Genomic DNA, 14735 nt, shown 5'->3' with positions numbered 1-14735 from the left:
CAACCATAGTTAGATTTGTTCATGCTTTAAAGAAGTAGTAAACTTTAAAGTATGATAACGGGGCTGCTTTGGGTTCTTCATTGTTTTTGATTTTATCAGGCACCACTGATCAGAAATCGACACTTTGTATTATGTAAATGAAAAAATATATCTAACTTTATAATACACAGCCTTTTACTTATAATGTCAGTCGAAACCAATAAAACTGTTTCACCTTTAAGTTGGGTTATTATAACCGGGTTGGGCTTTGTGTTGTTTGTGGCGGCCGCGGTAATACTTATGATCTTTAGCAATAAAACCGCGAATTTAAGTCCGCAAGTTTATTTTTTTCTTTTGGTTTTTGTTGCCTTAATTGCATCGGGGTTTTTATTTGGTGCTTTAAAAGCGCACGCGAAATATAGCGGTAAACTGTTTAATGGCACTTTAGCGCTTGGTGGGCCTGCAGTTATTTTTTGCCTGATCATCTATTTTGGGTTAAAGCTTTCTCCGGAAGCTGATTCATTTAATATCAAATTCATTGTTTTTGGGGATGAAAGTAAAAATGAGTTGGTAAATGGCGGATTGCTTAAAGTTTTGTTCAACAAACCCGACTCAGCAAGGATTGAAAATGGTGTGGTAACTTTTACCGAACTGCCAACTAATTTATTAGGAAAAACCATTTCTGTTACTCCGGCGGTGATTGGTTTTTACCGGCAAAGCCAGCAGATAACTATTCCTGCTGATGGGCGAACGCCTATTGAGTTGCATTTGAAAAAACAAACTGATTCATTAACTATCAGTGGTTTGGTTGTAGATATGCAAGGGCAACCTGTCCCGAATGTGCTGATTGTACTGGCCAACGGGCTTTATAAAACCAGTGCCGATCAGTTAGGCAATTTTCGCTTTATCCTGCCGGTAAAAGATGGTACTGAGCTCCCGGTGAGAGTTTACCGGAAAAAAAAGTTACGTTATAACAACACCCAGGTTTTTTCTTCAAAAATACCCCTTACTCTTCAACTGAATGAGTTATGAAAGCGATCATCTGTATAATAAGCTTATGTATGGCCGGGTTTAGCGGCTATGGTCAAACTACCGTTTTTAAGGGGCAGCTATTAAACAACAATTCGGTAGTTAAAAACTATACAATAATTATTAACGGAAAACCGGCAACAACAGATGATTCGGGAGTATTTACCACCGCCATAAGCAGCAGCGCCAACCAGCTAACCGTTCAGCCGTCCGACAAAAATTATATCATCGCGTACCCAACGGGTGGCAGGGTGCTGGTACCTAAAGACCCATTATTGTTGACCCAGATAGTGCTGGAAGGCTTCCAATCAAACGGTCAGATCAAAAGCTACCTGGCATCATTGGCCCAATTAAAAGACGCAGCCAAAAAAGGGCAGTCCGAAACAAAAGCATTACAGATAAAAATTGACTCCATTGCTTCCAACCTTAAAAAATCGGGTTATACCAATGATGACCTGAAAATTGCCCGGGAAAGGCAGGATGGCATTGATCTGTTTTACCCCGAGATCAGTGGTGCCCTGCAAAATTATATCCTGCAGGCACAAAGTTTAATGATTGCTTTTAAATTTATTGCAGTATACGCCTTTGTCAATATTAATGCGCTTAGCCAGTACGCGCAGACCCAAAGCGGGTTTAACGAGGCTTTTGAAAAATTATATGTCAATTATCCTACTTACTCAAAAAAAATGGCCGACTACTGGGACGATCCATCACTCACTGCATCATTTGAAGGTATAGCTGATACATTAATTTATGGTATCGGTAAAAATAAGATCGTTCCTTTAAATGATCTGAAAAATCAGATCAATAAATATTTTCAGAACCAGGTAGCTAATAAGGATAAGGAGAGGGTTAAAAAAGAAATTCAATCACAAATAGCCGAACAGGTTCCAGGTATTACCGATCAGCTCAATGCTATGGAACTGCGGGTAAAACAATTTCTGAGCCGGTTAAAAAACTAATATTCATCAAATACTAAAACATATCAATCATGAAAAAGTTAAATTCATCAGTTTATGTTATTTTATTCGTTATTACATGTTTTTTTACCACAAACTGCGGTAAAGATTCTTCCGGCGGTGGTGTTGCAGTTCTTTTGGGTGATCTCATAGGTTTTTGGCAAAGTGGTAGTGATTCATTCACGTTTCAGGATCAGGGTGGCCAACTTGGGGGCAGCGGGACAGTTGGGGGTAAAACCGGAACGGTTACCAATGCCAGCATTAACAACACGGTATTTACTTTTGATTTGGTATTTAACGTTGGTAAAACCAGTTATAGCGGAACGATAGATGCATCAAAGAAAGTATTAAAATTAACCGCATCAGGAGCAACAGTTAACTTCAACAAACAATAAAAATTTATAAACCGTTTTGTAACCCAATAAACAGATCATCCTTGAGGTATTGAAGCTATTAATCTTTTTGTGTAATCTTCTTTAGGGCGATAGTAAATATCGTCGGGGTATCCTGTTTCAATGATCTCGCCTTTATTCATTACCATCATCCGGTCGGATATATGTTTGATTACGGCAAGATCGTGCGAAATGAAAATATAGGTCAACTTAAACTCCTGCTGTAATTCGCGGATGAGGTTAAGCACCTGTGCCTGTACCGAAACATCCAACGCCGAAACGGATTCGTCGCAAATAATAAATTTAGGTTGCAGGGCCAACGCCCTGGCTATCACGATACGTTGTCTTTGCCCGCCCGAAAACTCATGCGGAAAACGGTTGAAATGTTCTGGCAGCAGGTTTACTCTTTCCAATAACTCCAAAACATGCTTTTTGCGTTTTGTATTATTGGCATAAAACTGGTGTACCTGTAAAGGTTCCATTAAGGATTGACCAACCGTTAGTCGTGGATTTAAAGAGGAGTAAGGGTCCTGGAATATGATCTGGATGTTCCGCCGGATCTCGCGCAGGTCGTTCTTTTTCAAACTTCGTAAATCTGTGTTTTCAAAGCTGATATTACCTGCGGTAGGTTCTATTAGCCTTAAAATAGATCTGCCCAAAGTGGTTTTGCCACACCCTGATTCGCCTACCAGGCCAAGCGTTTCGCCGGGATAAACTTCGAAACTTACATTGTTAACAGCTTTAACCATGTTTGCCGAATGCCCAAATAGCCCCGTCTTTAACGGGAACCATGTAGAAAGCTGATCTATTTTAAGTAAGGGCTGCTGCTTATACAGTTCCTTTTTTCGTTCGGCTATTTCCTGCTCAGGATAGTTATACAATGCCCTGATGTTTTCTATTGTCACTGATGATTTATTACCAGCGCCATCAATATCAAAAAAATCGGTTACAACCGGAAGCTTTTTTAAATGTTGATTTGGTGAAGGGCGGCAAGCCAGCAAGCCCCTGGTATAAGGGTGTTTAGGGTTTGCAAATAAGTCGCCTACTTTAGCTTCCTCCACAATTTCGCCTTTATACATCACCATAACCCGGTCTGCAATTTCTTTTATCACGCCTAAGTCATGCGATATGAATATCAAACTCATATGCCGAACGGTTTTTAGATTAAGCAAAAGTTCAATGATGGTTTTTTGTACCGTTACATCCAATGCAGTTGTAGGTTCATCAGCAATCAATATTTCAGGGTTACAACACAGTGCCATGGCTATCATTACCCGTTGCTTTTGCCCACCCGAGATTTGGTGCGGGTAGCTATCAAAAATAGCCTCGGGGCGAGGGAGTTTTACCTCGTTAAAGAGTTCGAGGGTTTTCTTTTTTGCTTCGGTTTTGGATACCTTTAAATGCAGTTGGATAGCTTCTGTAAGCTGAAAACCACAGGTAAGTACCGGGTTAAGCGAGGTCATGGGCTCCTGGAAGATCATAGCCATACGATTGCCGCGGATGTGGCGCATATCAGCTTCGGAAATTTTGCAAAGGCTTACATCATTTAAAAGTACTTCGCCGCTGATTACAGTTTGATGCTCATTCAACAAACGCATCAGCGCAAGCGAAGTAACCGACTTGCCAGAACCAGATTCACCAACTATACCGATAGTTTCACCTTTTTTTAAATTAAAGGATATGTTTTTTACTGCAGAAAATAAGCCATCTCCGGTTTTAAAACTAATTCCAAGGTTTTTTACTTTCAGCATTATTGCCCTACTATGGTTATCATTTCATCTTTAATTAATTCTTCGCCCCGGTAACGCCTAATCAGTTGCGCTGTGGCTACCACATCTTTTTGACAATAGGTACAAATACGGTCGAGCTGGTTTTCGTTCCAATAAACATGCCCCACCATGCTGCCGTCAATATCATCTTTTGATGTAGCGATATCAAAAATAGCGGTAAGCAGGTTTAGCGATGTGTAGTTTTTATAATCACCAAATTTCCATAGTTCCATGGTATCCAAATGGATTATTTCCCATGGCTTTTTGCCCGCGAGCTGCAATTGTGGCGGAAAAGGCAGGCCATTGATCAATAACCTGCGGCATATATACGGGAAATCAAATTCTTTACCGTTATGTGCAACCAATATTAAATTGGAAGGCTGGTTAAACAGCATTGCAGAGAACCGGGTTAAAAGATCTTTTTCATCGTGCCCGGCAAACGACTTAATACGTAATCCGGTATCCTTGCCCGCGGTAAATATTCCGGCAGATATGCAGACAATCTTACCAAATTCGGCCCAGATACCTGCACGCTCGTAATAATCTTCGGGGGTATCATCCTTACGCTGATATTGCGTTTTTTGCTCCCATAGTTTTTGCAGGTGTTCGGGCACCTCATCGTGGGTACTGTATTGTGGTACCGTTTCAATATCAATTACCAGTAAATTGTGCAGATCATACTGTTCAAGCATGCGGGATTATATTTATTGAGCCAATATAATAATTTAAGTTTTGAGTAATGGGTTTTGATGGATGAGATTACACGGCAATTACCAACCCTACCTTTATCATAAACCTTCTACTCACTTACGACGTCCTTACGACTCCCTTGCGGTACCCTTAGCAATTACTTACCCAATACCTCAAAGCCAATATTGATAGTATTCCCATTACCATCAACCAAAGTAAGTATGTGTTTACCCGGCAGTGGGTTTAAAGCCATCTGGTGAAAGTCTCTGGTTTCGCCAACGTATTGATCATCCAGGTGCCAAAAGATCTTCATGCCGGGTAAACGGTGGGCTGCATTGCAGATCATCCGCCCGCGGGCACCATCTGCTTCAAGGGGGACGTATATTTTAGCGCCATCTTTAGGGTAAATAACTTCCATGGTGTTGTTGTTTTCTGCTTGTATACATCCCCCCCGGAATGGCGGCAACACATGATACTGGTAGTCGCGTGCTTTGTAATAATACTCCATGGAAGGGGGCAGCACAAACCACTTTTTATTAATCATATTATCCGGCGATTCACAGTTCCCGTTCACCTGGTATTTGCCATCAGCAGATAAATGGATCAGTTGGTGATAGGGGCAAACCGGGGCCTTTAAGCCACTTTTAGGTACCAGCATTTCGTCTGAATCAGCACAATATTGCCCGGCGCGGTAGCCGCTTTGATGGCATACGTTAATTTTTACCATTTCGCCTGCAGGCATTTCAAACCAATCCCTCGAAACAGGCAATAACCTGAAAATCTCGAACAGGGCAGGTGCTGCTGTATTTATTCCCGTTAACCCCGGCCTGCCTTCGCCATCGGTATTACCTACCCAAACACCCACAACATATTTGGGTGTGATACCTATAGCCCAGCCATCTCTAAAGCCAAAGCTTGTACCGGTTTTCCAGGCTATCCGCTGGGTAGAGCTAAACTGCTGCCATAACATTTCTTCCCCGGGGCGCATTACTTCCTCCATTGCCTGGAATGTATAATAAATAGATGCCGCATCCAGCAGGCCCGACTTTTCTAAAGAAGGTTTATCGGTTGACTGCCTGCTATAAACCGGGCTATGGAAATCAGCGGGATCATATTTGCCGTTGTATTTATTGTAATGGTTAAGCACCCGGGCCATATCGGCATAGGCGCCGCTTAATTCCCAAAGCGTGTTCTCGCCGCCACCTAATATTAGTGAAAGCCCGTAATGATCTGCGGGTTTGGTTAGTGTGGTAATGCCGGCCTTCTGTAAAAAATCATAAAACCGCTCATATTTAAATTGTTGCAACATTTTTACAGCTGGTACATTTAATGAACGCGATAATGCCCTTGACGCCGGTACCGCGCCATCATAACCCAGATCAAAGTTTTCGGGGTGATAGCCGGCAATAAGCGTGGGAACATCAGGAATGAGGCTATTAGGGAGTATGAGCCCGCTATGCAGCATAGATGCATATAACAGGGGCTTTAATGTACTACCCGGACTACGGGGCGCATCTATTACATCAACATCGCTTTCCATCTGCGGATCTTCGTGGTGCGTGATATTGCCCGCATAGGCAAGTGTTTGTCCGGTTTCTACATCAAGTACAATTGCAGCAATGTTGTTGATATCATTGGCCTTTAACACCTGGTGATGCTGCTCCAGTATATCGTTTACCTGTTGCTGCAAGGCAGATTTTATACTTGTCTGGATCCGGGTATCTCCTGATGGTTTGGCATGATGATCATTTTTAAAACGCTGTAACAGGTGAGGGGCAAGCGAGGGCAGGGGTATTGGTTTTTCGGGCACAGGTTCTAACTGCGCGAGGGTTGCCGTTGTGCTATCTATAATGCCTTGTTTATAAAGCCGGGTTAGCAGTAAATTGCGTTTTTTCAATAAAATTAGCCTGTTTCTGCCGGGGTGCACCAGCGAAGGCGAGTTTGGCAAAACAGCCATAGCAGCCATTTCGCCCCAGGAAAGTTTATCGGGACTGCGCCCGAAATACCGCCATGATGCGGCATCCAGTCCAATTACATTGGTGCCAAAAGGAGCATTGCTGGTATAAAGTGCCAGTATTTCGCTTTTGCTGTATGTAAGTTCAAGTCGCAGGGCCATAAAGATCTCCAGGAGCTTGTTCCAGATGTTGCGTTTATGTTTGGTTGCCAGGCGTATTACCTGCATGGTTAGCGTACTGCCGCCACTGGTAACCTTTTTGGATGATATGTTTTGTTTAAGGGCACGACCAAATGCAAGGGCATCAAAACCGGGGTGGCGTTCAAATCGTTTATCTTCAAAAGCAATAATACACTGTCTGAATTTTTCGGGCACGCTATCATTATAAGGGAAGCGCCACTGGCCATCTGATGCGATGGATGCCCCTAATAACTGACCCTGATCATCATCGATTACATAGGATGTAGGGCTTTTAAATAATGGATTGGGCAAACAAAACCCGAACAATAAGGTTAAAACAGACAACAATACAAGCAGAAATATTATTTTTGGCTTTTGTAAGTAAGTTTTAATTCGTTTTAATACAGCTTGCATCAAAATATTTTCGATAAAGATATATCTAAAGCTTTATACTGATATCATATCCGTAACCGGATAGCTTGATAAAAAACAATAAATGGGCATACAAAAACTATCAATTATAATTCCGGCTTATAACGAAGGTAACACCATCCACTTGATTTTGGATAAAATTAAATCGGTTAATCTTACCAACAATATCCAAAAAGAGGTGATCATTATAAACGATTGCTCAAAGGATAATACCGAGTTGGCCATTAATACCTACAAACAAGCTAACCCCGGTCTTGATATTCAATATTTTAAACACGAAGTTAACAAGGGTAAAGGTGCTGCCCTGCACACCGGTATATCCAAAGCCACAGGTGATTATCTTATCATTCAGGACGCGGATTTAGAGTATGATCCCGCTGAATACAATGACCTGCTTAAACCCGTAGTTAGCGGTTTTGCCGATGTTGTTTATGGATCGAGGTTTATGGGGAGTAACCCGCATAGAATATTGTTCTTTTGGCATACTATTGGTAACAGGTGGCTTACGTTTGCATCAAATATGTTTAGTAATTTAAACCTTACTGATATGGAAACCTGCTATAAATTATTTAATACCCAAATTATACAGGCTATTTCGCTTACCGAAAAACGCTTTGGTTTTGAACCCGAAGTAACCATCAAAGTATCAAGGGTGCCAAAGATCAGGATTTATGAAGTTGGTATTTCCTACTATGGCCGTACCTATGAAGAAGGCAAGAAGATAGGGTGGAAGGATGGTGTGAGAGCTATTTATTGTATTTTGAAGTATGGCCTGTTTAAATCTAAGTAGATTAGTTTAAATCTAAGGCTTTACAAAATTCCCCAAAACTTTTCTTACTTATACTCCAGTCGGGAGCTTTTATTTTACCCCAGGCCTTTGGGTTGTCGTACAAATTAAAGTAACATACGCCAAAAACCTGGTCGTTTTTATTAATTGTGCCAGCTGCCTCCTTTAACCAGTTTGTTTGGTAATMTTCCGGCCCTTTAACTCCAAATTCGGTTATAAATATAGGCTTGTTGATAAACCGCATTCTGTATATTTTACGGCTAAATATGTTGTCGAATGCTTCCTGTTTATTAGGGTCGGTTATATTTTTGTCTGGTAAACCATATATAGCTATGCTAACATAATCAACAACATCGTTGCCCGGATAAAAATCTATTGATCCCCTGTCTCCGGCTGGTCCCCATACTTTGTGAATATTGGCGAAGTTATTAGCAAAGTGCATAAAGTACCTGAAAGCGTTAACATACTTTACAGGATCCTGGCTTTGCCATCCGTACCGGTGGATAGGTATTTCCATTTCATGCGCAAAGCGTAAATAAACATCCTGTTTAACCCCGGAAATGATTTTAAAAAACTTTTTAATTTCGTTATCATATTGCCCGTTTAAAACACTTGTTAAGGCATCAGGTGGCGTTTTTGTAGTGCAGGTATCACGCCATGGCTCCATGGTAACTATTGGAACATGGTTCCTCAAAATAATATCATTGAAACTTTTTTTAAACTCTCCGTTTTGTATATCGCCCCAGTTTGTAAAAATATGCTCGGAGGTTATTTGATGCTCTCCAATTAATTTCTTATTCGCATCATATACTCCAACCAATAATTTCTTCCTGGTTGGTTTTTGTTTAATGACCGCTAAGTAATTATAATTATCTGAAGAATAAATGGTGTTTTTATACTTCTCCATGGTTGCAGCAACTTCTGAAAGCCAATTTTTGTTAAAAGTGGCCGGAGTGATTTTGTCGGATCCTAATATTAAAACAGGTTTATTAACAAATCTCATCCTGTGCAATTTTAGCCTCAGCATTTCTGAAGYGGATTCATAATGGACGGGATCAGCAACCGAATAGTTTTCTGAAATACTGCCCATTGTAATACCTGCAACGTCCACATATCGGGAGCCGGGCCAATACTCTGTATCGCCGGGATAACCAGAAGGGCCCCATACTATTTTTACGTTGGGCGCTTCCTTTTTGAGATGGCTGGCAAAATAGTTGAAAGATTTTATATACAATTGCGGCGATTGGAATTGCCAGGGGTATTGGTAAGCGGGCACCTCCATGTCGGGGTTCCAGCGTATAAAAACCTGGTGGCGACTTAAAGACACTATTGCACCTAATTCTTTTATTTTTTTATCAAACGTTCCGTTAAGGGTTTCGGTTAGTACGTTGTTGGTTGAGCTTGTTAAACTGCTTTTATGCCAGGTTTCAATTGTAAGCAGCACATCGCCTTTATTTAAAGCGTCCACTAAATACTCCTTATTAAACCAGATTCCCGTGTTTTTCCAAATAACTGAGTAGTGCCTGATGCTTTCGGGATGTAGAGCATCAAATCTCTTTTCAGGATCGTAAAGGCAAATTACGGGCTCAAAACTTCTTGCGATGTACTCATCAACCAATACCGATTTTATATAAGGTTTGCCAAACCTTATAACGATAAAAGCCAGGATAATGGTAATCAGTATAATTATATATAAAAGGTTTCTCTTGTTCTTCACAATGTGGTTTTTGTAATTACTTACCGGTATTTCAACTCTTAAAAACTACAGCGGTATATTTAATATAGATAGCGTTGTAGTTATATTTTCTCCTTTTGAACCAATTAAATAAAGCCTGTATAACGCCGCGTTTTTTGGAATAGTTACATTAATATCTGGTCCTGTGCCAAGCTTTTCCATAGATATTGCATTGCCATCTGCATTCGTTTTAACAAGGTGCCACTCAAAATTTAATCCTGTATTTAAGAAACCAGCCATATGCCAGTTATTATTAAGATAAACTAAGGCATGATATGGTAATGAACTCCCTTCGTTGGTTGTTAACGCCGGCCGCAATATCTTAACTGCCGGTAAACTGTTGCTTGCAACGCTTCCATGCCAGTGCTTACTTAGTTGATAAAGAGCAGGTTTGTTGCGTCCCCAAACATCTTTTAAACCATTAAATGTTACAGTTGTGGCAGCTTGCATATCCTGCCAGTTATCAATGAATACGCCATTGTTGTTTTTATTTAACCGCAGATAAGCCCCGACATTGGCATTACTAAAGAAGTAAGGCACTTTTAAGTTTTTTATTTGATCTTTTCCTGATGCGTTTTCTGGTAATATCAATCCATAGGAGTCAATTTCGGGTACATGGGTATGTAATATTCCTACTGTTTCTTCCAGCATTGGCGAAACTAAAACATCCACTGTGACCATCCTTTGCGGATCCGCTGCCTTTATGTCTTTAACTAATTGCCTTAACCAAAGTAAATAATCTTGTTGATGATAAAATAGCTCTGGTTTATAGTAGTAATCAGCCAGCTTCTGTAATGGATAATTTCCTATATTCCAGGCAATAATACTTTTATTGTCTTTGTTTTCGTCTACAGATTTGAGGATGCTTTTCTTTAGGTTATTTAAAAATGCAGGGTCATTAATGAAATTAACCGGTTCCTGAATCCAGAAACCATAGAAAATTTTTAAACCTAACCGGTTGGCAACATCAAATATAGTACGGTCATATATATTAGCACCATATAATTTAACTGTGTTCACTCCGGCTTTTTTCATTTCAGTTAAATCGTTTACAACGGTTTCTTTTGTAAGCGCCACTGAGTTTCTATACCAATATTGTCCTTTAGTATAATTAACGCCATGAACAGACAAAAACATGGCATTACTGTCAATTTTATAAACGGGCGAATTTGAGTTGCCTGCAGGCGAAAAGATCCGGTTTGATATTTCGGATTTCATCTTTGATTTTATTGAAGGAGAAAGCTTACCTATCAGTGGCACCTTCCAGTCAATTGTGCCGGTACTTCCATCCGGTAAATTTTTATCGATGTCTGAATTAAAAAGTACATACCCCTTAATTTCCGGAAATTTGCTTTTAATGCTTCTCATCCCATTTTTTAACCACTCGTCCTGGCGACCGGCCAATTTTACTGAGCCCATTTCCGCCACCATTACAGGTAATCCCGAATTTCCAATTAGTTTGTGATAAGGACTGTATAATTGTTCAAAAGAATACGATTTTTTGTCTTCATTATATTCACCAAAATTTAAACCGGTAATACCTATCCAGTCCACGAAATCTTTACCCGGAAAATATTCCTTAACAGCAGTTTGTTTCCATGGATTCCAAACCCAAACTACATTGTAAACATTGTTATTTATAAAAAGCTGGTGTACATATTTCCATGCAGCTTTAAACTCCGCGGCTGTATTATCGCCGGTTGATGACCATGGATAAAAGGGATTATCTGCCTCATGAGCAAATCTTAAAAAAACGGGCTTTTTAAGATCTTTAATCTGCAGGGCAAATTGTTTAATGTAGGCATCAAACTTTCCGCCCGTAATATTAGCAAAAACCTTTTTTTCATTATAAATATGTCCGGCGGAATCCGGGGATTCAAACAGTGTTTCCCATGGCTCCCAGGTAATCATTGGGATAGAGCCATTTTTATAAACCGAATCAATTTGGGCAGAAGGCAGGAAGCATTTTGGTTGATCTCCCCAGGGTATATAGAAGGATATGATATCTGCATGTGTTTTATTGGCATCCTGATATGCTTTTACAAGTTTTATAGAGGATAGTCCGTTTGTTTCCTGGGGCGCAAATATCCCGGAAAGAAACATGCTTTTTTTCTTGATCATCGGATATTTATCTTCACCCGACGGCTTATAATTAAACATGTAAATGCTCGAACATGCTATCAGTACCGTTAACATCAAGGCACCGCTTCTGATACCAGAATATAGCCTGCGCCTAAACAGCCAGAAAAGCCTTTTAAAACTACTTATTTTAAGAACCAGGTTTGCAATTATCGGGTGGTGGTTTTTATATGCTCTGAATTTGAATTGTACGCTGGCCAATAGCGTAAAAATCATAAATAAGCAGTTTAAACCGGCAACGCCTGCCATAAAAAGGGTAAAAGGGTTCCAGTCGTTATATAAACTATAAACTATGGCTGTTAATGATATGGTTAAAACAGCAATGTTTGGTAAATTAATTTTGAAGTTGTTTTCTTTGCCAACATCCTTTGGTGTAGGTAAATAAGGCACATTTTTTCTGATGATGGTGTAAATAAGGCCAAGGTTAAACACCCACCATGTTCCAATCAGCAAAAGTCCGCCAACAACATGGAAACCACGTTCTGAATCTTCCATAACCCAGCGTTGTACATAATGCCTTATAAGCACAACAGAGGTGATAAAGGGGAGACAAATGATTGAAAAAGTTGAAAAATCAATCTTGAACGGAAAAACACCAAAGAACAAGGAAATAACAGGTATTGAAAAATTGATTAAAAATATAATTCCCGACAGGTAAAATAAAGGGATAAGACCATAGTGTAACTTTTGCCTCCAGGTAAATTTGGTAAATAGCTTAACATAAGATGTAACCAATAATTCGAATACTCCGCGCGACCATTTTAATTGCTGCTTATAATAAGCCGATATGGTTGCCGGTACCAACCCCCTGGCCAATACAGCGGGTACGTAAACAGATTGCCAGCCCTTAGCATGTAATTGCATTGCTGTATGCATATCCTCGGCCAACCCGGCGGCATGGCCACCTATTGACTCCAATGCCGTTCGTCGGAATGTACAGTTAGCCCCAATTGCAAGTACTGTTCCATACTTGTTCATGGTCATCATCATGGGGCCGTAAAACTGGTAAGTTTGTTGTGCTGCTCCCTTTGCAATTAACCCTTGGTTTGCATTGTAATAAGCTTGTACAACTTGTACAAAACCTATTTTTTGATTGTTAAAGTGCGATACTATAGGGTCAAGAAACTCGGGAAAAGGAATATGATCGGGGTCAAGTACAACGCAAAGTTCGCCGGTGGATTGCTGCAGGGCATTATTTATGTTTCCGGCTTTAGCGTTAATTTTATYGATGCGGGTTACATGGTTGATATTGTTTTTTTTGCAAAATTCTTTAAGGTAGGGGTCATCAGCTTCGTCGCAAAGGTAGGTGGTATGCGGATACGTGATGTTTTGAATAGCCGTAAGCGTTTCAGTTATCATCTCATACGGTTCGCCGGCGCAAAAGGTGGTAAAAATATCAACAGTATATTCTTTTTCATGTGCAGGCGTAGGCGGAACTGTGATATGCCAGTAATGATACCATTCGTAAAGTATTTTAAAGCAGGTAAAAACGAAGGTTATTATTAAAAGTATATAAAGCGGCAAATTGCCTGCAACCGATCTGCTTAACAGGCTGTTTAAAAAAAAGCCCATACTGCCAATGCCAATTAATATTATGACCCGTAAAATTAAAAGCTGCTTCCTGGTTGGTTTTAGTATTTTTTCGGCCTTCATTTATTATCAACTACATAAAATGGTACATTGGCGGTTGAAAAATTGCCAAATCGGTCATAAACGGTAACAAATACACGGTAGGGTCCTTCCTTTAACGGTGTACGGAAAGAAACGGTTGTATTTTTCTGCGAAATAAACAAATGCTCTACTGGCTTTTGTTTATTTTGATTGGCATCCCTGCTTGTTTTATACCAGTCTTCGGGTTTTATTTGCCATTTATATGATAATCCTACGGTATCAGCATTAGCCAAATAAAGCCGGGCATATGTAAGGGTATCTGGTTTAAAAAGAATATTATCTCTTGCTCCTTTGTCGTTGACCAACATGTAATTAATTGGGGGGCCAGTATGTTGTGGCCATTTAGAAGTCCAAATGTACTGCATGGCACCAACTGTTTCAGAAGCCGCGCCATTTTCGTCAAAAAGACTAAACCATGTTGAAGTATATTCTTGTTTATGACCCCAGTAAAACACAAGCGAACCTAAAAAACCAGGATTATTTACCGGCATAAACTGTTTGTATATGGCCAAATTTTGTTCAGCCTTTTTAGTGCTTGTGGGTTCAATATATGCACCCCATAGTGTGTGTTCATGATCTCCCCAGGGGCCGTCAATTCCCCATTCGGTTAGCAAAAACGGACCGTCCCAAAGCCATTCAAAATCTTTCAGGTCTTTATTTAACGATCTGATATCCCCAAAAATATTGAATGATATAACATCGATTTTCGTTTTAAATTTTATATTAATGATGTTTCTTCGCTGAAAGTTAATTATTGTGGTGGTTACCGGGTGGTTAGGATCAATGGTATGGATTACATCAACAATATGATTAATAGCTGTATAAAATGGATTGTAATTGGGCTTATATGGAAAATCAAGCTCGTTTCCTACACACCAGAATAAGATAGACGGATGATTCCTGTATTTTTTAACCAGCAAAGTATAGCTATTATACATTTTTGTAAGCTGTGCCGAATTGGTATAAAACAGGTCTAATTTATCGGTAAAAGGGTTTTTACTATATGGCAGCGGCAACCC

Annotated in this window: 10 protein-coding genes; 4 read left to right on the top strand and 6 right to left on the bottom strand. The window is 40.0% G+C overall.

Annotated features, from left to right (window positions below; genetic code table 11):
- The first annotated feature begins 183 nt into the window (after nucleotides 1-183).
- The 3 genes from AC1DO4_RS24995 to AC1DO4_RS24985 are packed head-to-tail and all read left to right on the top strand — an operon-like array spanning nucleotide 184 to nucleotide 2362.
- Complete coding sequence (locus tag AC1DO4_RS24995; RefSeq protein WP_477420383.1) at nucleotides 184-1011, top strand: carboxypeptidase-like regulatory domain-containing protein; 828 nt, start codon at nucleotides 184-186, stop codon at nucleotides 1009-1011.
- Nucleotides 1008-1970 carry a hypothetical protein gene (locus AC1DO4_RS24990; protein ID WP_477420381.1) on the top strand — a complete coding sequence of 321 codons (963 nt, stop codon included), beginning with the start codon at nucleotides 1008-1010 and terminating at the stop codon, nucleotides 1968-1970. Before AC1DO4_RS24995 ends, AC1DO4_RS24990 begins: the two co-directional genes overlap by 4 nt.
- A 29-nt stretch (nucleotides 1971-1999) precedes the next feature.
- Nucleotides 2000-2362: a hypothetical protein gene (locus AC1DO4_RS24985; protein ID WP_477420380.1), complete on the top strand. Its 363-nt coding sequence runs from the start codon at nucleotides 2000-2002 to the stop codon at nucleotides 2360-2362.
- Between the two features lie 35 nt (nucleotides 2363-2397).
- Here the strand turns inward: AC1DO4_RS24985 and AC1DO4_RS24980 are convergent, their stop codons facing one another.
- The 3 genes from AC1DO4_RS24980 to pbpC form a co-directional block, all read right to left on the bottom strand.
- On the bottom strand, nucleotides 2398-4110 hold the full coding sequence (locus AC1DO4_RS24980) for an ABC transporter ATP-binding protein (protein ID WP_477420378.1): 1713 nt from the start codon (nucleotides 4108-4110) through the stop codon (nucleotides 2398-2400).
- Nucleotides 4110-4820 carry a 3'-5' exonuclease gene (locus AC1DO4_RS24975; protein ID WP_477420376.1) on the bottom strand — a complete coding sequence of 237 codons (711 nt, stop codon included), beginning with the start codon at nucleotides 4818-4820 and terminating at the stop codon, nucleotides 4110-4112. The genes AC1DO4_RS24980 and AC1DO4_RS24975 overlap by 1 nt, the downstream gene beginning before the upstream one ends.
- A gap of 155 nt (nucleotides 4821-4975) precedes the next feature.
- Nucleotides 4976-7264 (bottom strand): penicillin-binding protein 1C, encoded by a 2289-nt coding sequence (gene pbpC, locus AC1DO4_RS24970; RefSeq protein WP_477420374.1) that lies wholly within the window; start codon nucleotides 7262-7264, stop codon nucleotides 4976-4978.
- A 184-nt stretch (nucleotides 7265-7448) separates the two neighbouring features.
- Here pbpC and AC1DO4_RS24965 point away from each other — a divergent pair, with 184 nt between their 5' ends.
- Nucleotides 7449-8174 (top strand): glycosyltransferase family 2 protein, encoded by a 726-nt coding sequence (locus AC1DO4_RS24965; protein WP_477420372.1) that lies wholly within the window; start codon nucleotides 7449-7451, stop codon nucleotides 8172-8174.
- Between the two features lies 1 nt (nucleotide 8175).
- On the opposite strand, the gene AC1DO4_RS24960 is transcribed toward AC1DO4_RS24965, so the two are convergent.
- From AC1DO4_RS24960 to AC1DO4_RS24950, 3 genes are all read right to left on the bottom strand, one after another.
- Nucleotides 8176-9888, bottom strand: coding sequence for a hypothetical protein (locus tag AC1DO4_RS24960; RefSeq protein WP_477420370.1), 1713 nt, complete (start codon nucleotides 9886-9888; stop codon nucleotides 8176-8178).
- A gap of 45 nt (nucleotides 9889-9933) precedes the next feature.
- Nucleotides 9934-13698 carry a glycosyltransferase family 2 protein gene (locus AC1DO4_RS24955; RefSeq protein WP_477420368.1) on the bottom strand — a complete coding sequence of 1255 codons (3765 nt, stop codon included), beginning with the start codon at nucleotides 13696-13698 and terminating at the stop codon, nucleotides 9934-9936.
- A partial coding sequence (locus AC1DO4_RS24950) for a glycoside hydrolase family 2 TIM barrel-domain containing protein (RefSeq protein ID WP_477420367.1) occupies nucleotides 13695-14735 on the bottom strand: 1041 nt, incomplete at its 5' end. The genes AC1DO4_RS24955 and AC1DO4_RS24950, both read right to left, overlap by 4 nt.

This window comes from Mucilaginibacter sp. P5_A6, from assembly GCF_056400585.1.
Note: the sequence above shows the minus strand (reverse complement) of the source record. Positions and strands in the feature narration are given on the sequence as shown.